This window comes from Calothrix sp. 336/3, assembly GCF_000734895.2.
GTDB lineage: Bacteria > Cyanobacteriota > Cyanobacteriia > Cyanobacteriales > Nostocaceae > 336-3.
Map to the genome: position 1 here is coordinate 5,308,765 of NZ_CP011382.1, position 20,319 is coordinate 5,329,083.

Here is a 20,319-nt window from a genome sequence, read left to right on the forward strand (position 1 = left end):
GAGTGAATTTGTGTCTGATTGACTTATTTGTAAATCGATTTGAGATTTTGGACTATATATCTCGTCAAAACGGGAAAATATGACCAAATTTTGACATTTCTGCTATCCCAACACTGATCCAAATCTATGGGTCAGTCTTCAGCATCCAACTCCTTCTGAGACCACAAAAATTTTTCCCTTAATTTATCTCACACTCTTCCTCGTATGAATACAGCGGTGACTCTACCAACTCAGGAATTGTCTCATGTTTCTGAATCCTTGGGAAAACTGAATCGGCAAATGATTGCTATTCTCGACTTCGGTTCTCAGTATTCTGAACTGATTGCTCGACGCATTCGTGAAACTCAAGTTTACTCGGAAGTTCTTTCCTATCGCACCACAGCCGAGGCATTACGTCAACTCAATCCCAAAGGAATTATTCTTTCTGGTGGTCCGAGTTCGGTGTATGATCAGCGTGCGCCCCACTGTGACCCGGAAATTTGGCACTTAGGGATTCCTATTCTCGGTGTTTGTTATGGTATGCAGTTGATGGTAAATCAACTTGGTGGGGAAGTTGCCAAAGCCGAGCGCGGTGAATATGGTAAGGCTTCTTTGTATATTGATGATCCCACAGATTTGTTAACCAATGTGGAAGATGGCACAACCATGTGGATGAGTCATGGTGACTCGGTGAAACAAATGCCATCGGGTTTTGAATTACTTGCCCATACAGAGAATACACCCTGTGCAGCGATCGCCGACCATGAGAGGAAACTTTACGGTGTACAATTCCACCCAGAGGTAGTCCATTCCATTGGTGGTTTGCCATTAATTAGAAACTTTGTTTACCATATTTGCAAATGTGAACCAACTTGGACAACGGCTGCATTTGTGGAAGAATCCGTGCGGGAAATTCGTGCCAGAGTGGGTGACAAGCGTGTATTATTAGCACTTTCTGGTGGTGTAGATTCCTCTACCTTGGCATTTCTACTCTATAAAGCTATCGGAGATCAATTAACTTGTATGTTTATTGATCAAGGTTTCATGCGGAAGTATGAACCAGAAAGATTAGTTAAGCTCTTCCGAGAAGAATTTCATATTCCTGTGGAGTATGTAAATGCGCGCGATCGCTTCATCAATGCACTAGCTGGAGTCACCGACCCTGAGGAGAAACGCCGTATCATCGGACACGAGTTTATCCGAGTATTTGAGGAGGAATCAAGAAGGTTAGGACCCTTTGATTATCTAGCTCAGGGCACTTTATACCCCGATGTCATTGAGTCGGCTGATACCAATGTAGACCCCCAAACTGGGGAACGGGTAGCGGTGAAAATCAAGAGTCACCACAACGTCGGAGGATTACCCAAAGACCTGAGATTTAAGTTAGTCGAACCTCTGCGGAAGTTATTTAAAGATGAAGTTCGCAAAGTCGGACGTAACATCGGTTTACCAGAGGAAATTGTCCAACGTCATCCCTTCCCAGGTCCCGGTTTGGCTATCCGTATTCTCGGTGAAGTTACCGCCGAAAGGTTAAATATTTTACGTGATGCAGACTTGATTGTGCGTCAGGAAATTAACCGTAACGGTTTGTATCATGACTGCTGGCAAGCTTTTGCAGTTCTCCTTCCCATCCGTAGCGTTGGTGTTATGGGCGACCAGAGAACCTATGCCTATCCGATTGTACTGCGGATTGTCACCAGCGAAGATGGAATGACTGCCGATTGGGCAAGACTACCCTATGATGTTCTGGAAGAGATTTCTAACCGGATTGTCAATGAAGTTAAGGGTGTCAACCGTGTGGTGTATGATATCACCTCTAAACCACCTGGAACCATTGAGTGGGAATGATTTGAGGGTATGGTGGGAGCATCGTCATAACCATGATTTTTTAATTTCGGGTTGCAAAACTCCGGTTTATGACTCTCCCAACCCTATCAAAATATGTAACAATGTTCTTAACAAATAGTTACATTTAAGGAATCACCCAGCAATGAATATATTGATAGCAGTGGCAGCAAAGGGTAGTTACCAATGGTATCTGCAATCTTCCCTAGTATTATTGATTATTGGTGGATTTGTTGCTGCCACAGTCATCGGTTCCATTGCATGGTACAGTTCTAAGCGCCCCGCAGGTTGGGAAAGTGCTGAAACTCCTACTTGGGTGACAAAGATGAATATTAAAGGTGATAGAAAAGATTTTCCCCAAAGCTAGATATAGAGCATATCTGATGGGAGTTAGAGATCAGAATCAATAAAATGATTTATCTCGGTGATGAGATGCGGTAGATGCGCGATCGCGCATCTTTTTTATGGCAGCAAATATTTTCACAGATATTATACTAATTCACAAAAATACTGATATAGATATCAGGGTGTAATGCTGACATCCCAATTAATCACTTGTATCACAAACCCAGTAAAACGGGATTAGGTGCTTATAATTACCTTGAGTTAGTTTGACTTGTAAGCTAAAAGTCAGGCTAATAAATTTGGGACTTAAGTAACTACAAGTCTTATATTATCTAGAAAAATGGTGTGAGAAATATGAACATTCGTCAGAAAATTGCAACATTGGCAACTGTTAGTCTATGTATTACCAATACCGCACCCAGTCTCGCTGCGGAAACAGTCATGCAGAAGATTTCCCGTACAGGTGTACTCACCGCAGGTACAAGTAAGGATGCAATTCCTTTTGCCTATGCAGATAATCAGGGTAAGCTGACTGGTTACTCCATAGATATGCTGAATTTAATCAAGGAACAGTTAGAAAAGGAATTAGGTAAAAAAATTCAGTTAAAGTTAATTGCCCTCTCTCCAGCAGAGCGTATCCCAAAAATCACCAGTCGGCAAGTCGATATTGTTTGTGACTCCAGTAGTTTTACCTGGGAGCGAGATAAAAAAGTTGATTTTTCCCTCAGCTATGGGGCAACTGGTACGCAATTATTAGTGAAAAAGGGCAGTAATTTGGGAGATGCTGCTTCCTTAGTAGGTAAGCGAGTTGCTGTTTTGAAAGATACAACTAACGAATTAGCAATTAAAAGAGCGCAACCGAAGGCACAATTAATTTATGTGAAAAATCGTGCCGAGGGATATACAGCACTGCAACAAAATAAAATTGATGCCTTTGCTTCTGATAGTATTTTGTTAGAAGGGTGGCTAGGAACGGTGAAAAATCGTGATGCTTTTCAAGTAGTGCCAGATCGTCCCTACTCTCGTGAGGGTATTGCTTGTATGGTTCCAGAGAATAATTCTAAATTTTTAGATAGTGTTAATCTTACCCTCTACAAGTTTATGCAAGGTTTTGTTTCTGAGAAAAGCAAAAATGTTGCTATTTTTGACAAGTGGTTTGGCGCGAATGGCGTTGTATTTTTAAATAAAGATTTGCGAGATTTGGCGATAGAAACTATGCAACTAGTCATAGAGTTACGGGAAGAATTCCCCAAAAACCAACTTTAACAGTTACCAATTATTAAGTAAGTCGGTGAGAATAAACCTAACTATGTAACAGAATGTAAAATCGGCATAACCCTTGGGATTGCTTCATGTCACTGAGTCGCAAAGCGACACGCTACGCGAACGTTTCATTCGCAATGACATAGCGTGAATTATTTAAACCGTTCTACTTAATTGGTGTGTTTCAGTCACTGACAACTGTTGACTGTTCACTGATTTAACTATCCCAATCTTCAATTATTTGTCAAAACCAACACCCCGACTTTTCCATCAAATCGGGGTTTTTATCTAAAAAATAAGTAATTTTACTGGAAAATCATATCTTAAAGTATCTTGGCAAACAGTTATTTGCCCCTACTCATTGGGCAAGGCTTGGTGCTAGTTTAGTGTTGTATATATGACATATGCCCAACTATGTGGAAATTAGTCTCAGCAGCCTTAGTTAGTACCTCGATTTTATTGAATATAAACCCTACATTACCTGCTTTTGCAGGAACTTGTGCTTCCAAATGTGGTACACGTCCACTGCAATTTACTCCTGGTAAATCTCTATACTTAGAAGTAACTAATAAGACTCCTAATACTGTAATTATACAGAAACCAGGAAGCTCTGACCCCATTGCATTACAACCAGGAAGAATGATGCAGTTATATACTAATGCGGGTACAGAACCGAATATGTCTCTGCTGTTTTGGAGTGATGCCGGATTATCTTTACAGGCAAATGTCTCTAAACACGGTACAGGGACATTGCGGGTGGAGTTGCGTCCAACATGGCGAGTACATGGCGATCGCGCTGTGTATATCATGGATGATGGACGTGTAAATGTCCTCTAGGCAAAGATTTTTAGTCCCCAACCCTGATAAAATCAAATAAATAATGGGCTAGCTGTAACTTGGTACAATCTGGTATTTCCTGTTGCCTGCCTTGATAATCGAGAAATACTGCTTGATTGCGATCGCTAGCAAAACCACTATTTGGTTTGTCTACAGGGTTGGCAACAATCACATCTAACTTTTTCCGTTGCAGCTTTTCCTTCGCTGGTGTGATGATATCACCCGTTTGAGCGGCGAAACCGATAAGCTTTTGTTGGGGTTGCCTGTGTTGGGAAATTTCAGCAATGATATCACCTACTGGCTCTAGAGCTAAGGTTGATGGTAACGCAGCTTTTGGTAATTTTTCCTGATTATAGTTCTGCGGCTTCACATCAGCTACGGCAGCAGACATAATTATCACATCATGGTTATGTAATTCTGCCATCATTGCGCCTCGCATCTCCGCCGATGTCACTACAGGAATTCCCCTGACTCCCAAAGGCAGATTCCAGTGGGCAACACCATACACCAGGGTAACTTCAGCGCCCCGATGCTTAGCAGCTTGGGCAAGAGCTAACCCCATTTTTCCGGTGGCAGGATTGCCAATAAAGCGCACTGGGTCAAAATGCTCCCTCGTTGCCCCCGTACTAATTAATACCTTTTTTCCAGCTAAATCTCGTTGTCCACGGGTATGTAGTAAAGATTGCACGTAGGCTGTAATTTCCCAGGGTTCTGCCATTCTACCTGCACCTACGCGATCGCAAGCCAATAAACCTGATGCTGTATCCATACCATGATATCTGCCATCAGTTAACAACATCTGCCAATTTTTTTGTACTGTTTGCTGTTCCCACATATCAGTATTCATCGCGGGTGCAAGCAGTACAGGGCAAGTGGAAGCGAGGATAGTATTAGTTAAAAGATTATCAGCTATACCGTGGGTTAACTTGGCTAAGGTATTTGCTGTTAAGGGGGCAATCAGAAAGATATCAGCCCATTCACCTAATTCTATATGTAAAGGGCGAGAATAAATTGGTTGCCAAAAATTATCATCTGTATAGGCTTGATGACGGGATAATGTGGCAAAGGTAAGGGGAGAAATAAATTTTTCTGCGGAGTTAGTGAGAATAACTTGCACTTCCACACCAGATTTAAAAAGCGTGGAAACTACTTCACAAATTTTATAGGCAGCGATGCCACCACCAACACCAATCAATACTCTCTGATTCAAGGGATTTGCAATAGTTAAGAATAAAGAAAGGGGAAAGGGGAAATGTTGATTTATTCCCTATTTCCTATCCCCTATTTTTCATGCTTCGTCGTATGCTTCCAAGTCTAAAAGATGGATATATGGTTCAACTAATTCCGGACGTTGGAAGGCGATCGCTCGCAGTAAATGCCAATCATCTAACCCTTCAAAAGCATTGCTGTAGTTATCTTGTTCCAGACGTGCAGCAAGTTCTTCGACTTCTTTTGGAGTCATCGCTGCAATATTATTTCTGGAAATGCTCAAAGTTTTCATCTGCTTGCCCCTCCCAGTCATCAGCATTTGCATTAAGCATGGGTTGAGATGCATCATCATGCACCCACCCAATCTATATTACTCACTTGTGGGGACTAATTTCCTGAAAATCTTCCGTTTTTTCACGGTAATTTGTAAAAATTTCATAACTAGTAGTGAAGATTGGATAATTGGCAATTACTGTTTACCGTGTTGAATTTTCACTTACCGATTATCTATTCTCCATTAGCTGTCACAAAATTCCTAAACAAATCTATCGTTTGTGGTCGAATTTCATGCCCCATATCAAATTCATGGTACTGCACACCAATTCCCATTGATTCTAGAGTCGTTTTCGCTCTCTTTGCTGCTGCTAAAGGCACAACTTCATCATATCTGCCATGGGTAATTAAAACTGGAGAAATTTGATTTGGAGTCGTATTTTCTAATTCTGGATGTAAATACCCACTCATCACAACTAAACCAGCAAAGGGTAATTTTAAGCCGACATCTAATGTCATTGCCCCACCTTGGGAAAAACCACTTAAAATTGTTTGTGATAAAGGAATACCTGTTTCTGCTTCTAAAGACAGTAACCAATCTATTAATAATTGCCGACTTTCTGGCAATCCCTGATACATTTTCTCCATTCTCAAGTCATACCATGCCTTCCCCATGGGTGAATAGGGATAAGCATAGGGAGCATCGGGAAAGATAAAGTGATACTCTGGTAACTGAAATATTGATGCTAAGGAAGCAACATCCTGAGCATTGGCTCCCCAACCGTGGAGAACTACAATTAAACCTTTTGCTGTTTTTGCTGTTTGCGGTGGAACTTGGAGAAAATTGAAAGAATTACTCATAATTTATTTAGGGTTCGATAGTTGTGATTTTACTCATAACTCATAACTCATAACTCATAACTCATAACTCCCTACACCCATGATTAAAGTCTTACATCTCTCCGATATCCATATGGGAAGCGGTTTCTCCCACGGACGGATTAACCCAGAAACAGGTTTAAATACACGATTAGAAGATTTTGTCAAAACTTTGGGATTGTGTGTAGATCGAGCGATCGCCGATGCTGTGGATTTGGTCATTTTCGGTGGTGATGCGTTCCCCGATGCAACTCCTGCACCCTATGTCCAGCAAGCTTTTGCCAGTCAGTTTCGGCGCTTGGCAGATGCGGAAATTCCCACAGTTCTGTTGGTAGGAAACCATGATCAGCATTCCCAAGGGCAAGGGGGAGCAAGTCTCTGTATTTACCGCACTTTGGGTGTGCCTGGGGTAGTAGTCGGTGATACCTTAACAACTCACTTGATTTCCACGAAAAGCGGAGTGGTTCAAGTGATGACTTTACCTTGGTTAACTCGTTCAACTTTAATGACAAGACAAGATACTGAGGGTTTATCCATGACGGAGGTAAACCAACTGTTAACAGAGAGATTACAAGTGGTTATGGAGGCAGAAACTCGGCGTTTGGATGGGAATATACCCACAATCCTATTAGCTCACTTGATGGCAGATAACGCGAGCTTGGGGGCAGAAAGATTTTTAGCGGTGGGTAAGGGTTTCACCTTGCCTTTATCACTTTTAACACGTCCCTGTTTTGATTATGTGGCTTTAGGGCATGTCCATCGCCATCAAAATTTAAATAAGGGGAATCATCCTCCGGTGGTGTATCCAGGAAGTATTGAACGGGTGGATTTTAGTGAGGAGAAGGAAGACAAGGGTTATGTGATGTTGGAGTTGGAGCGAGGAAAGGTGGAATGGGAATTTTGCCCCTTACCTGTACGCAGTTTTCGCACCATCGAGGTGGATGTATCTAAATCAGAGTCACCCCAAGCAGATGTGATCAAGGCGATCGCCAAGTATGAGATTACAGATGCAGTCGTCAGACTTATCTATAAACTCCGCTCTGAGCAGTTAGATTTGATTGAGAATTCTGTCTTACACCAAGCTTTAAGTAGTGCCCACACCTATACTATTCAACCAGAATTAGTCAGTCAGTTAGCCCGTCCTCGGATTCCCGAACTTACAGCCACTGCTAGTATCGCTCCCATGGATGCATTAAAAACTTACTTAAATAATCGTGAAGATTTAAAAGATATCGCCTCATTGATGATGGAAGCTGCCCATAAATTGCTGGCAAATGAGACAGAGCTTGGTGTTGAATAATATCGATGAATTGTAGAATCTTTTCGGTTGGTAGCACGCAGCTTAACAAGTTGAACGCGATCGCTTCAGACTCAGCCAAACTAGTATTTGGTTAATGGATTTAATAATAAATAATGCGATCGCCAATTTTCAAACTAGTACGATAAAGTAATTGAATTCAAAGTTGATGTACTTAATATAATATTTGAATAATTGCAAAAACTTTATTTTTCATTAAAATCGTTGAATATTTAGATTTATGTGCAATATCGATTTTATCAACACAACGCTAAATAAAAAGAGTCACAGATGGTTTCTACAAACATCAAGATAGGGATTATCGGCGCAGGCACATCAGGAGCTTATCTTGCCAGTTTACTTATTCAAGAAGGATTTCAAGTCCACTTGTTTGAAAAAGCACCTGTCGTTCGTACCGATGGATGTGGCATTCTGATTGTCCAATCGGGGATGAATGCACTGCATCAGGGAAACCCTCAAATCAGCCAAAGAATTATTGAATTGGGGAATCCTGTTAAATTATTTGAGTTTCGCAACCTTAAAGGCGGACTGATCAAATCAGAATCTGTCACCTACGAAGAAGATGAACTCCCCGGAATGCTCGTACATCGTAAGGTAATTTTAGAAGCAATTCTTAATACCTTGCCCCCTGGAACAATTAAATTTAATGCTCAGTTGTCCTCGATAACCCAGACCAATCATAGCGCGATCGCCCACTTTAAAGACGGAAGTCAATGGGAAGGAGATATCATCGTAGGTGCTGATGGCATTCTCTCCAAGGTTCGTCAGTCCGTAGTTCCAAATGTAGAACTTTTCTATTTAGGCGATCTAGTTTGGCGAGGGATTGTTGCAGATGATCGCTTCTGTCCAGAAGGAAACTTTTTTGTTTACACCCGTGGTCGAGGAATTTATGCGAATTTCTTTCATATTGATGCAACCCATACTCATTGGGGTTTCTTTATAGAAAAGGAGCAAACAGATTCTGAGAAAGCGTTGCTACAACCGACCAATACTATGATTCCTGCTCAAGAATTAGCTAAACTCCCAGAGGATGCGCGAAAGGTGATTGAGTCAACTCCTTTAGAAAATATCATCTGTCGTTATTCCTACGATATTGACCCTCTACCTCAACTTTATCATGGTCGTGTTATCTTAATTGGCGATGCGGCTCATGCCAAAAGTCCCACTCGCGCTAGAGGCATGACTTCAGGATGGGAAGATGGTCTGGCTTTAATGAAATATCTCACATCTACTGCCAGTATTTCAGAAGCTCTAGAAAACTACCAGACCGAGAGATTACCCATTGTCCATGAATATCAACGAACGAGTCGAGAAGTGAGCCAAAAAATCGGTCGAAGTTAGTAATCACAGAATGTAAAATACTGTTTGGAAAAGTCGAAGCTGATTAAATGAACAACAACCCTATAATTACTGAAGATATTAATATCCCCACAATATCCCCCGATCGTGAAAAAGTTCCTGAAATATTTACCCGTCATATGGACACTTGGAAGGGTGAGTATATTAAAACTGACAAACACGGACATTTTTCTCCTAGCTTTGTCGGTACTTTTACGATCTCGATTGAAGGAAATCAGTATCGTCAGGTGAACAATTATGAATACTCAAATGGCTCTCGTCTGCAACTCAATTTTGAAGGCTACTTTGAAGATAAAATTCTGAAATTGTTTTCTAGCAGTTATGCTGATTTTTCTGCGATCGCATGGGATGCGGGTCAGGACATAATTTGCTTTCGTGCAAATAAAACTCAAGATGATGGGCTGATTACATTTATGGAAACAATGACTTTACTGGATGAAAATCATCGTGTTCGTAGTACACAAGTCTTTAAAGATGGCATTTTTGATGGTATCAGCTTTATAGAGGAAATTCGCTGTTGAGTCGTCGAAGCAATGCTTGAATCTGTCGTCAACAAGATAGGTATACTGTCGCCATTAATCTCATTTGTGAGACTTATTAACCAAACGATTCTACTTTAATCAGACTTGTTGCGTAATAAAATTTTAAACGACTGAAAAGCTTACGACATAAGGGTTACGTCCGTCTTTGCTCTTAAATCACTGAACGTCTTGATTCACAAGGGTTTTAGCCACTTTTTTAACTTAATTCGCAACACGTCTATTGTTTCTTTTCTCAATTTGGGTTTTGCTCAACCTTTGCAGAATAAGCTTTTTAGCCCCTACCTTAACCCGAACTCAGATTACTTAAATAATCGTGAAGATTTAAAAGATATCGCCTCATTGATGATATGAACTGCCCATAAATTGCTGGCAAATGAGACAGAGCTTGGTGTTGAATAGAAATTTGTGATTGTGACGATAAAATTTATAATAATTCTTTGAGGAATCTGTCAAAATTGCCATATTCATCTCAGATGTATATTCACTTTATGCCTCTGGCTAGATGAAAAAATAAACTTTTTGATAATTGTCAGGTGGACTCCATATGTCCTTCTACCCTCAGGTTAAAGAATTCTTGCTTGGTAAAACTCTACCAACTAGCGCTCATAGCGAAGAAAGATTAAGTAACGCAGCTGCTTTAGCAGTACTTTCCTCCGATGCCTTATCTTCCGTTGCCTATGCAACTGAGGAGATTTTGCTAGTTTTAGTGACGGCTGGTAGTGGGGCTTTGGGATTCTCCCTACCAATTGCGGTGGCAATTATAATTTTGCTAGGAATAGTAGTTATTTCCTACAGACAAACGATTCGTGCATACCCCAAAGGTGGCGGTTCATACATCGTTGCCAAAGATAATCTGGGACTTTACCCTGGTTTGGTGGCAGGTGGCTCCCTGATGATTGATTACATTTTAACTGTAACCGTCAGTATTTCTGCCGGAACTGCGGCTTTAACTTCTGCTTTCCCATTCCTGCAAACCCACACAGTCGGGTTGTGTTTGATTTTTATAGTTTTGCTAACGTTAGCAAACATGCGAGGTGTGAAGGAATCAGGCAATCTTTTCATGATTCCTACCTATGCATTTATTGTCAGTATTTTTGTGATGATTGCCATTGGTTTATTTAAACAAGCCACAGGTTTTACTCCACCCTCCTATCCAGAAATTCCAGTGAAAGAAGGATTAGGATTATTTTTTATTTTGCGGGCTTTTTCTGCGGGATGTACAGCATTAACCGGAGTGGAAGCAATTTCCGATGGGGTACTAGCTTTTAAACAGCCAGAGTGGAAAAATGCTCGGTTGACATTGCTCTACCTAGGAGGAATTCTTGGCTTAATGTTTGTGGGAATTACTTATTTAGCCACTTCCTATCACATTGTCCCCGAAGAGGGGCAGACTGTTGTTTCCTTGTTAGGCAGAACTCTGATTGGGAATAATCCATTTTACTTTTTCATTCAGTTAGTCACACTCCTGGTATTACTATTAGCTGCCAATACGAGTTTTGCTGATTTTCCCCGACTCTGTTATTTTTTGGCACGGGATGGTTTTCTACCCCGACAGTTAGCCTTATTAGGCGATCGCCTAGTGTATTCTAACGGGATTATTCTCCTCAGTGTCTCTGCTGCCATTTTGGTAATCATATTCCGAGGTGAAGTCAATGCAATCATCCCTCTATATGCAGTAGGAGTTTTTACTTCCTTTACCCTTTCCCAAGCAGGAATGGTACGTCACTGGTTTAGAGAAAAAACCACAGGTTGGCGTGCAAGTGCAATCATGAATGGAGTCGGAGCGATCGCCACTCTCATTGTTTTAGCTGTAATTGTTTCCACAAAATTTCTTCTTGGTGCTTGGTTAGTGGTAATTGCCATACCTTTGGTAGTAATCCTATTCATCACCATTCATCGCCACTATAACTATGTTGCAACACGTTTGAGTATCCAAGGACTATCCCCGCGCAGTTATATTCCCCAGCCAAAACCTGCTGTGATCACCCATCCAGCTATAGTACTAGTAGGACAATTGAATCGAGGTACCGTAGACGCTCTCGATTATGCACGCACCATAGCTGATGAGATTGTGGGAGTTCATGTTGATGTTGGAACTACAGATCGAGAGAAACTCCACGATAAATGGCAACAAATGGAATCAGATATTCCCCTAGTAATTCTTGACTCACCCTACCGCTCTCTAATCTCCCCTGTAGTCGAATATGTCAGTCAATTTGAGGAACGCTATCCAGATATATTCACCACAGTAATTATACCCGTTTTTGTGACTCGCAATTGGTGGGAAAGTATACTCCATAATCAAACAACTCTCTTTCTCAAGACAGCTTTAAGAGCCAAAAAAAGTCGTGTAGTTACGACTGTGAGATATTACTTATAAAATTTAACAAGGGACAAACAAAATATCGTAAATGTGATTTTGCCAATCCGTTAGATATTATCTATGAGTACATAAGTCCCCCCGATAGACGACGCTCTTATCCCTATCCTCGGAGTACATTGAGAATAGTGCCCTAGCTGACAAAATATTGGGAGATAAGAATGCGTGATACTTTCAATAAAATGATGGGTCGTACCCGTTACGTAGTTTGCCGTCTATTTATCCATCTCAGTGGTTCCGAAGTTGCCCCCCTCCTGGGTACACTTAACCGTAGTGCCCGTGAAGCAATGGACTCAGAAGGGGACTTGGAAGTCTTAGGGGAAAATTTGGTCGAAATCTGTCAAACCCTCCTGCAATACGATGATTCCTGGATGTCATCAGCCAATGAAGGTGATGTTTTTTGGAGTGAGGGTGAAGCAGGGGATTATGTCAGCGAACTATTTACAGATTCTGCCCAAAGATACTTGAGTGAAATTGATGTCAATAACTCTGACTTTAATCAGCCCCTTTCCTTACCTGTAACTAGTAACATTGTTGTCATGCTCACCGTTGCCTATGAGGGTGAGGCTCCAGATTTAGAAACAGACTTGGCAAATATTAATGCTCTCAAGCAAGCATTTAAAGCCTTAATTAATTTACACTATCAACATAAACTGCGGGCAATTCAGGTGCATTTTTCACCGGCACAGTTAGGTGATGAACTCACCAGCGATCAACTGTTGCAGTATTACCCAGAATTAATTCCTTTGTAATACCATTGATTTTCTTGATGGTTAGTGAAATCAGTCAGTGGGAATGTTGATGTTGTGACCATTCTCCCTGGGGAAATTTACCATCAAATTTTCAGTGGTAATGACAAGTAGGGTCGTCCGTACTTATCAGTGACAGGGGAAATTGTTAAGCTCGGAATAGGACAATGGTTTATTATGCTGATGAAAGTTTTGCGTCAATTTACAGTAGTGGTTTTAGCGCTGAGTTTATGTTTAACTACGGTTGCCTGCGGTGGAAATTCCGAAAAGAATCAACCACAGGCAAGTAATACTAGTCAAGCTACTAATAGTCCCAGCACTAAACTCAGTGATGGTCAGTATCCAGTACAACAGGCAAGCTATAACGATGGAGACGGAGAATATACTCTGTTTTTATTGAATAGCACTCCACCGACCTATAAAACTGAAAAGTTACAAATGGCAAGGTTGAGTGATGCGGAAATCAAGGAAGGTAAGAAAGCTTACTTAAAAGTTGAGAGTGGGCAACCTGTACTCTATTTAACAGAAGATTTCAAAATCGAATACGTCCATAACGTGACTGAAACGAAGAATAATCCTCAAACTGGACAAAAAGAGGTGGTTGTTGTTCGTCAAGAAAACAGTTTTTGGGCACCCTTTGCGGGGGCGATCGCCGGACAAGCAATTGGTAGTTTGTTGTTTACACCTCACTACTATTTCCCTCCCGTATACCAACCAGGTGGTGTATTAAATGGTTACGGTGGCTACGGTAGAACCTATGATGTTGCCGTGAATGACTATCGCCAACGGTACAACCAACCACCCGCAGCTGTGAGAAATCGTACAGCCTTCCGAACAACAAGTAATCTCAGAAGGTCGAACCCTGGGAATAATTCTGCGGTTCGTAATACACCTAACAACGCCAACAACCGTCCTACGGGTTCTGGTTTTGGTAGCAACACCCTGAGACAATCGGGTAAAACGACCACCACTAGACGTAGTCCTAGCGGGTTTGGTAGTGGACGTTCTGTAAGTCGTCCTAGTTTTGGTCGCCGCAGATAGATATGAATGTCGGGAGAAGGTGGAAGCAATTGGCGATCGCTAATTATTTTCCCTTTCCCCTTCCTTTGGCTCCTGAGTTGATTCTTCTCGCTCCGGAGTCAAACTATCAATGGCATCACACAGAGCAGTGGTAAGACTTTTACGGGTTTGTAAGTGATTATCCTGTTCTGTTTTTAAAGCTTGTTGTAGGCGATCGCGCTCCTTCGTCAGAGTGAGCAATTTTGCCTGCAATTCTTCTGTGGAAGTGATTTGACTAATTTGCTGCTGAATCGTTTTATGGCTATCTGCGTCATTGAGTTGGGCTGTTTCCAGACCCTGTAAACGCTGAATTTCACCCTTCAAAGTGGCGATCGCTTGCTGCGATAATTGGGTATCAGTACGTCTTTGTTCCGCCTCTGTATTATACAATTGCCGCCATTTCTGCGCACTCTCCCAGGCATTATCTCGCTCCTTTTGTAATTCTACCAATTGTTGTTTGAGTAATTGAATTTCTGTTAGCCACTGTTGAGTCAAATCTTGAGACATGGGAATTTCAGAATTGTCGATTTTCAAGAAGCAGATAAGTGATTAAAGCTTCGGCTGAGTCCTATGGACACGCTACGCGAACTTTCAGTTTAAACATCGACTTGTAATGAGTCTTGTCGAAGTAGCGGAGCCGAGATGTTAATTCTTTTGTGAATATTTAATAGTGCTTTCTAAAAATCAATTCAACAAGATTCTTGATGATTCTTAATTTATAGAAAAGCTACAACCACTGTAACTATATAGAGTACAATATTCAACGACTTGATATTTCAGCAAATTATCAAATTAATTCCATCATCAGTTATCAAGTTACAAATTATATTACTTAATATAACGAACGGCATTATGTCATTCTAGGTGCTTCTGTAGTTTTCCCATTACCTAACCCTAGTAAAGTCAGAATCACTTCCGTTCCCTTCGGAGTAGCACATTTTCCCTCTGGATGACAAAAATACGGTTACCTAATCCCTAATAACCCACCCAAGCCTCGTCTATGATGAAACCAGAAGTTGTTTTAACAATTTTAAGTCCGTCATTGGGACGTAAAAAACAATCTCCAGGTTTTTATATCAAAGTTATCACCATAGAATAGACAAGGTTTAAATTTAGTTTCTGCTTGTTTTTTCTGTTCCCTTCTTTCTTCTCAACTCCAAGCAATGTCCCAACCTCGTTACTCCAGTATTGAACCTAGCGCGAAAGCTCCTACTCTCAAGCGATTACGCCAACTAGCAAATTTACTTGATCAAGCAATAATTATTCCAGGAACTAGGGTGGGTATCGGTTTAGATCCCCTTTTAGGATTAATCCCTATTGGTGGTGATTTCCTTGGCATTTTTCTCTCAGCCTACATCATACTAGAAGCTGCCAGATTAGGTGTACCTCAATCTACCCTCGGTAGAATGGTGATCAATATTCTAATTGATGCTCTAGTTGGTGTAATTCCTCTGATTGGCGACTTATTTGATTTTGCCTGGACAGCAAACCAACGTAATGTTTATCTTTTGGAAGAACATTTAAAATTTCCCAGTCAACGCAAAAAAGCAGATACTTGGTTTGTTATCCTCGTCCTCGTTGGCTTATTCTTAGTTTCTATTCTTTTAGTATCGTTCGCTGTTATAGTTAGTCAGTTTGTCTGGGGAGTCATTGCTGTAGCCTGGACAGCATTAACTGGTAAATAATCCCCAACCACTAGACACAATATTTCCTCAAAAAATAATATGAAAGATTGGTGGCAAAAAACTTTTCCCAAGGGACGGCAAAGTTTAATTATTACCGATGCTCAGGGGTATCCAGTAGAAATTGCCTACGGTGAAATCGGTCAAGGGCAACCACTATTTTTATTACATGGTATGGGTAGTTGGAGCTATAATTGGCGTTATAGTATTGCTCCCCTATCCAAATATTTTCGCGTAATTTGCTTTGATGCCAAAGGCTATGGTTTTTCAGAAAAACCAGTCTATCGACGCGAAGAAACTGGACATCAAGTAATTGAATTAGAACGTATTATTCAATATTTATGTCATGAACCAGTTATCATTGTTGCCGAATCTCTCGGTGGTTTAATTGCCCTAGCTTTAGCTCAAAAAAATCCTCATTTGATTGCTCGCTTGATAGTAGTCAATGTTCCCATCTTTGCCGAGCGCTTGCCTCACTGGGGAATGGAAATACTCGCACGCACCCCCTTAGAGATAATTCAAACTATTGATGTCCTACGTTTATCTTATTTGCTTTCACCCTTTGTCAGGGAAATTATGGCAATGGAAAGACGGCAAGTTTTATTTGACCCTTCTATCCTAACTGAGGATGATGTCTATTGGATTACCTATCCTTTTACCGAGTTTCCTGGAACATTGACAAAAGTTGCCGAAGAATTACAAATTGCTGCCAAGGAAATTGAAAATTTTCAAGGTAAAAAATCTAACTGGTTGAGTCATATTCAAAATCATCTGGCATCTATCCATGCTCCCACCTTAGTTTTATGGGGAGAACAAGATAGTTGGTTTCCAGCAATCCACGGAGAAAAATTACATCAAGCTTTGCCCAATTCGCGGTTACAAATTCTCCCTAACTGCTGTCATGATGCTTCTACAGGTTCTGCACAAATAATTAATCAAGCAATTATCACTTTTTTACAGGAAACTAATTTATTGTAGTTTTCTGAATCTTTCAATTAACGTATAGCGTTTCTCATTCTAGTGAGTTATGGAAGAACTCCTCCCCAACCCTCCAGGATTTCGGGGAGGGTACCCGATAGGGCAGGTGGGGTTGTATTTCATCTGATTGGGAAACGCTATATTACATATTCTTGTAAGTAAGTCGGTGAGAATAAACCTAACTATGTAACAGATTGTAAAATCGTCAAAACCGTTGCGATTGCTTCATTGCACTGAGTCGCAAAGCGACACGCTACGCGAACGTTTCATTCGCAATGACATAGCGTGAATTATTTAAGCCGTTCTACTTAAAAAGATATGGTCATACTCGATAAAATATAGGTTAAAAGGGTAAAAGTTAATCCATCCTTCACCCTTTTCCTGAACTTCTATAAGAAGCTGATTGCCTATTCTGTTTTTGGTTAAAAATAAGAGTGGGAGTCGGCATACCACTTTTCTCGACTCCCACTCTTTTGCCATTTGTAGCTGTAGCGATTAAGGAATATATAGCAGACGTTGACCTGTATTTAGGGGGCTAATGTGTGGGTCAACGACAACGCCTGTCAGCGCTGAATATTCCAATTGCTACAAATGGGCAAACTTTATTATTTAATTTCTTGTAGACAACTTTACTTATATATCTGCTTAAGAGATAATAAACTTGTTGTCTTGTTGGGGGTAGAAAGTGCATCACAATTTTTATTGTGATACACCCTGATAACAACACCCTTGAAGTCGTTTATCTTTGTCTAATTTAACGGACTAAACTGGCTTGTGGTTGCCATTTTGGCACTTTTGTGAAAAATTAAATAAAAGGAAAAAAGTAGTCAAATAGACAGTTTTTTCTATGTTTTATCGTGATAAATATCGGAACGTTTTTCAACTAAAAAACAGCTTTTATCTTCCAGAATAAATATGATTTTTTTGAAGGGGTTGGGGAGTCACAAAGCCAGGTAAATAGCCCCTGTAACTGCTTCTCTGCCCTCTTGAGGATGAGAAAGGGAATTTGTATCTCAGAGATTGCTGTCAGGGACTGTGAGGGATTTTCGCTGAGGTGATGATGGGAAATTTCCTGGTAGTCTATGGTTCCCAATGACAATCATCCCAACTTGCTGACAAACAGGGATGACGATGAAATGAGATTGTTAGAGATTATGTAAATGGGAAAATTAGGGAAAAAGGTTGACGAATGGGGAAAGATAACAAATTCAACCTTTTCCCTGAAGATTTAAAGGTGGGTGCTGCTGATTCGTGGGATGATGAGACTCAACCTATGTCAAACCCTTGTAGATGTTGCTTAGGGCTGACTCATCTCCTACACAAAAGCAAGCTACAGCATGACAAACTCCCAATCAAACCGTACCCATGCAACCTCTAAAGATAATTCACAGTGCCCTATCCTGGTAAATAGAGAAGTGGGAAATTGGGGAAACGATGCTGAGAATCAACCTTCCGAAGAAAATGCTGATAGTTGTCTTTCCACAGCATTGATATATTCAGCATCGTTTAATATTTCAGCAGGTAGTAAATTAGCTGCAATCCCTGCTTTGATGAGTTCTTGACTGTGAATCTTCATTTGGTGATAATCAGAAAGGAAAGCTCCGTAACTGGAAATACCTTGGTTTTTGAAATGTCCTTGATAACCTAGGGCAACTAAATTAAAAGCCGTGAGACGAGAATTATGACGATTATTTTGGATATTTGGATTCGCTGAAACTTCTTTCCCGTGTCTGGTTTGTGCTTGAGCAGGATTATTTGCAGCAGCGACTAACAACAAGAAAGACAAACTAGCAGCAATAAAACGTGGCATATATTTAACCCTCTCGACAATTTTCCCTGATGGATTAACTTAATTGTCAGTATGCAGAGGCAAGCTGAATTTTCCTTGATATGCCATTGAGAAAAGGCTGAGATTTGATTAAAGATTGCTAAGTAAATTCTCTGCTAGATTTCAGGAATCCTGGGGTAAGGAGCTATCGTTTATCGGAAAAATACACCCTTTACCTTTTCCCCTTCCCATCTTCGCTGTACCTTTAACAAGCGCAGAAAACGCAACCATGCAGAAGCAGGTAATTCAAAGAAGGTGAAAATATCACCGAATCCTTGACTCGTTTTGTGATGATGTAACCAGTGTCTTTCAGGTGTTGTAATAAATAAAACTTGACAGGCTAAGTTGACAATGGGGGGTGTTTGCCAACCTAAAATGCTGGTATGTCTCCACCAGACATGAAATTGACCAAAAATTAAGCCGCTAATGACACCTACAGGAGAATAAGACCACAAAAAAAATGCGACAATACCGTAGGGTAAAGCGCCTAGAATTCCGTCTAGTAAGACTTGGGAATGAAGCGTTAAGATAGCGTAGTGGCGAAAATTCTTTTTATAAGAATGATGGGTTCTCAGGTGTAGACTACCAAAAACGTGTTCCGGAATGTGATAGACAAAGGTTGAAAGAAAGTCACCAATAACTAATAGTATCCAAGCACAAGCGATCGCTGTCAGCATTTTCACTCCCTAATTTTCCATGTGCCGACAATTCCCAAAATGATTATGGGAATTATATATAACTCATCATCGATAAACTTAGTGTTGTTTTGTAAGATACTGTGTTAAACACTCTCGAAAATATAAGATATATCGAGTCCCAACAAAATTAAGATGTGGAAAAATTCCGGTTAAGCTTTTCTTGTGACGCTAAAACCTAGTACTGGCAGTCTGCTCGTCCTATTATTTGTCTAAATTCCCACTGCTTTGTCAAAACGCAACATTTCCAAACTGCGATCGCCATACACACCTTCTATCTGTTGACGACAACAGTCAATGGCAAAATCATCTAGCTCCTCAAGCTCAATTCCATACATATCTTGAAAAACTTCCCCTTCTACCCGACAAAAACGGGGGCGCTGGGCATAAATCTCACACTCCCGCGATTCATGGTTGTAATTAATACACCATCCATCCTCTCCAACCATACTGAGGTATTCTAATAACTCCTCTGGAGTCAAGTATTCATCTAAATCAGGACGTTCCCTAGGGTCGAGGTGGCAACAAGCACCGCATCCTTTTATACATTGCCAAGTAGCCATAATTGGGGAGAAGGGTTAGGGGAGAAGAAACATTGTGATCATTGGCAGCAGGGAGAAACTCATCCGAACTGCCTCAATAACTGTAACTCCTACAAATACTGTAACTAGTTTCTTATAGTTTTGTTAAGTAAATTAAAATTACAGGGCAATTGCCGGATATGATAAATTCCGAGTTTAGAAATTAACGATATAGATTCTTGCTCTATTGGGAGGCATGATGTTTGAAGCTTTAGCTAATATTAACTGGGAAGTTATTTTTCAATTGCTGTTCGTTGCAATGATTATGTTAGCTGGTCCAGCAGTGATATTTGTATTAGCTTTCCGCAATGGGGATATGTAAAATTTGATACTTGTACTGAAAGTTAAGAAAACTGAATGACAAGTTAAGAAAAGGTGTTTTTTGTCAAGGTTTGTGTAGGAATAGAAAGTAAAAGCAACTCTCGTATTTCCTTTTGTCTTTCTTGGGCATAACACTTGTAATTATTGATTTGTCAAATTATTGTGAGAGACGTAGCTTGCTGCGTCTCTATTATTTT

At 40.6% G+C, this 20,319-nt stretch carries 20 protein-coding genes; 13 read left to right on the forward strand and 7 right to left on the reverse strand.

Annotation, left to right across the window (positions count from 1 at the left end; all coding sequences use genetic code 11):
• Positions 1-204: 204 nt before the first annotated feature.
• The 4 genes from guaA (at position 205) to IJ00_RS22140 (ending at position 4,269) form a co-directional block, all read left to right on the forward strand.
• Complete coding sequence (guaA, locus tag IJ00_RS22125) at positions 205-1,827, forward strand: glutamine-hydrolyzing GMP synthase (RefSeq protein WP_035156808.1); 1,623 nt, start codon at positions 205-207, stop codon at positions 1,825-1,827.
• Between the two features lie 142 nt (positions 1,828-1,969).
• On the forward strand, positions 1,970-2,191 hold the full coding sequence (gene psb35 / locus IJ00_RS22130; RefSeq protein ID WP_035156811.1) for a photosystem II assembly protein Psb35: 222 nt from the start codon (positions 1,970-1,972) through the stop codon (positions 2,189-2,191).
• Between the two features lie 332 nt (positions 2,192-2,523).
• Positions 2,524-3,435, forward strand: coding sequence for an amino acid ABC transporter substrate-binding protein (locus IJ00_RS22135; RefSeq protein ID WP_035156812.1), 912 nt, complete (start codon positions 2,524-2,526; stop codon positions 3,433-3,435).
• A gap of 411 nt (positions 3,436-3,846) precedes the next feature.
• Positions 3,847-4,269, forward strand: coding sequence for a hypothetical protein (locus IJ00_RS22140; protein ID WP_035156816.1), 423 nt, complete (start codon positions 3,847-3,849; stop codon positions 4,267-4,269).
• 10 nt (positions 4,270-4,279) lie between these two features.
• Here IJ00_RS22140 and coaBC read toward each other — a convergent pair whose 3' ends face one another.
• The 3 genes from coaBC to IJ00_RS22155 form a co-directional block, all read right to left on the reverse strand.
• Positions 4,280-5,479, reverse strand: coding sequence for a bifunctional phosphopantothenoylcysteine decarboxylase/phosphopantothenate--cysteine ligase CoaBC (gene coaBC / locus IJ00_RS22145; RefSeq protein WP_238178379.1), 1,200 nt, complete (start codon positions 5,477-5,479; stop codon positions 4,280-4,282).
• Between the two features lie 78 nt (positions 5,480-5,557).
• Entirely contained in the window at positions 5,558-5,770 is a 213-nt protein-coding gene (locus IJ00_RS22150; protein WP_035159474.1) for a DUF2555 domain-containing protein, read from the reverse strand.
• Between the two features lie 215 nt (positions 5,771-5,985).
• Complete coding sequence (locus IJ00_RS22155) at positions 5,986-6,612, reverse strand: alpha/beta hydrolase (protein WP_035156819.1); 627 nt, start codon at positions 6,610-6,612, stop codon at positions 5,986-5,988.
• Between the two features lie 79 nt (positions 6,613-6,691).
• On the opposite strand from IJ00_RS22155, the gene sbcD reads away from it, so the two are divergent.
• The 6 genes from sbcD to IJ00_RS22185 all read left to right on the forward strand — a co-directional run bounded on the left by sbcD (position 6,692) and on the right by IJ00_RS22185 (position 14,019).
• The gene (gene sbcD / locus IJ00_RS22160) at positions 6,692-7,930 is read left to right on the forward strand and encodes an exonuclease subunit SbcD (RefSeq protein ID WP_035156820.1); all 1,239 of its coding nucleotides are present in this window, start codon (positions 6,692-6,694) and stop codon (positions 7,928-7,930) included.
• A 288-nt stretch (positions 7,931-8,218) separates the two neighbouring features.
• Positions 8,219-9,289 (forward strand): FAD-dependent monooxygenase, encoded by a 1,071-nt coding sequence (locus IJ00_RS22165; RefSeq protein WP_035156821.1) that lies wholly within the window; start codon positions 8,219-8,221, stop codon positions 9,287-9,289.
• 47 nt (positions 9,290-9,336) lie between these two features.
• The gene (locus IJ00_RS22170) at positions 9,337-9,828 is read left to right on the forward strand and encodes a hypothetical protein (RefSeq protein WP_046814894.1); all 492 of its coding nucleotides are present in this window, start codon (positions 9,337-9,339) and stop codon (positions 9,826-9,828) included.
• Positions 9,829-10,393: 565 nt separating this feature from the next.
• Positions 10,394-12,229 (forward strand): APC family permease, encoded by a 1,836-nt coding sequence (locus tag IJ00_RS22175; RefSeq protein ID WP_035156823.1) that lies wholly within the window; start codon positions 10,394-10,396, stop codon positions 12,227-12,229.
• A 161-nt stretch (positions 12,230-12,390) separates the two neighbouring features.
• Positions 12,391-12,981 carry a DUF1517 domain-containing protein gene (locus tag IJ00_RS22180; RefSeq protein ID WP_035156824.1) on the forward strand — a complete coding sequence of 197 codons (591 nt, stop codon included), beginning with the start codon at positions 12,391-12,393 and terminating at the stop codon, positions 12,979-12,981.
• Positions 12,982-13,155: 174 nt separating this feature from the next.
• Positions 13,156-14,019: a hypothetical protein gene (locus IJ00_RS22185; RefSeq protein WP_035156825.1), complete on the forward strand. Its 864-nt coding sequence runs from the start codon at positions 13,156-13,158 to the stop codon at positions 14,017-14,019.
• Positions 14,020-14,058: 39 nt separating this feature from the next.
• Here the strand turns inward: IJ00_RS22185 and IJ00_RS22190 are convergent, their stop codons facing one another.
• Entirely contained in the window at positions 14,059-14,544 is a 486-nt protein-coding gene (locus tag IJ00_RS22190) for a hypothetical protein (protein ID WP_035156827.1), read from the reverse strand.
• A 656-nt stretch (positions 14,545-15,200) separates the two neighbouring features.
• Between IJ00_RS22190 and IJ00_RS22195 the strand changes: the two genes are divergently transcribed.
• Together IJ00_RS22195 and IJ00_RS22200 are read left to right on the forward strand one after the other, a co-directional pair.
• Positions 15,201-15,722 carry a DUF4112 domain-containing protein gene (locus IJ00_RS22195; RefSeq protein ID WP_035156828.1) on the forward strand — a complete coding sequence of 174 codons (522 nt, stop codon included), beginning with the start codon at positions 15,201-15,203 and terminating at the stop codon, positions 15,720-15,722.
• Positions 15,723-15,761: 39 nt separating this feature from the next.
• Positions 15,762-16,697, forward strand: coding sequence for an alpha/beta fold hydrolase (locus tag IJ00_RS22200; protein ID WP_035156829.1), 936 nt, complete (start codon positions 15,762-15,764; stop codon positions 16,695-16,697).
• Between the two features lie 1,444 nt (positions 16,698-18,141).
• Here IJ00_RS22200 and IJ00_RS27250 read toward each other — a convergent pair.
• The 3 genes from IJ00_RS27250 to IJ00_RS22220 all read right to left on the reverse strand — a co-directional run bounded on the left by IJ00_RS27250 (position 18,142) and on the right by IJ00_RS22220 (position 19,783).
• On the reverse strand, positions 18,142-18,507 hold the full coding sequence (locus IJ00_RS27250) for a hypothetical protein (protein WP_052754514.1): 366 nt from the start codon (positions 18,505-18,507) through the stop codon (positions 18,142-18,144).
• Between the two features lie 170 nt (positions 18,508-18,677).
• Entirely contained in the window at positions 18,678-19,202 is a 525-nt protein-coding gene (locus IJ00_RS22215; protein WP_035156834.1) for a hypothetical protein, read from the reverse strand.
• A 230-nt stretch (positions 19,203-19,432) separates the two neighbouring features.
• Positions 19,433-19,783 (reverse strand): YkgJ family cysteine cluster protein, encoded by a 351-nt coding sequence (locus IJ00_RS22220; RefSeq protein WP_035156837.1) that lies wholly within the window; start codon positions 19,781-19,783, stop codon positions 19,433-19,435.
• A gap of 217 nt (positions 19,784-20,000) precedes the next feature.
• Here IJ00_RS22220 and psb30 point away from each other — a divergent pair, with 217 nt between their 5' ends.
• On the forward strand, positions 20,001-20,123 hold the full coding sequence (gene psb30, locus IJ00_RS22225; protein WP_035156841.1) for a photosystem II reaction center protein Ycf12/Psb30: 123 nt from the start codon (positions 20,001-20,003) through the stop codon (positions 20,121-20,123).
• Positions 20,124-20,319 lie beyond the last annotated feature (196 nt).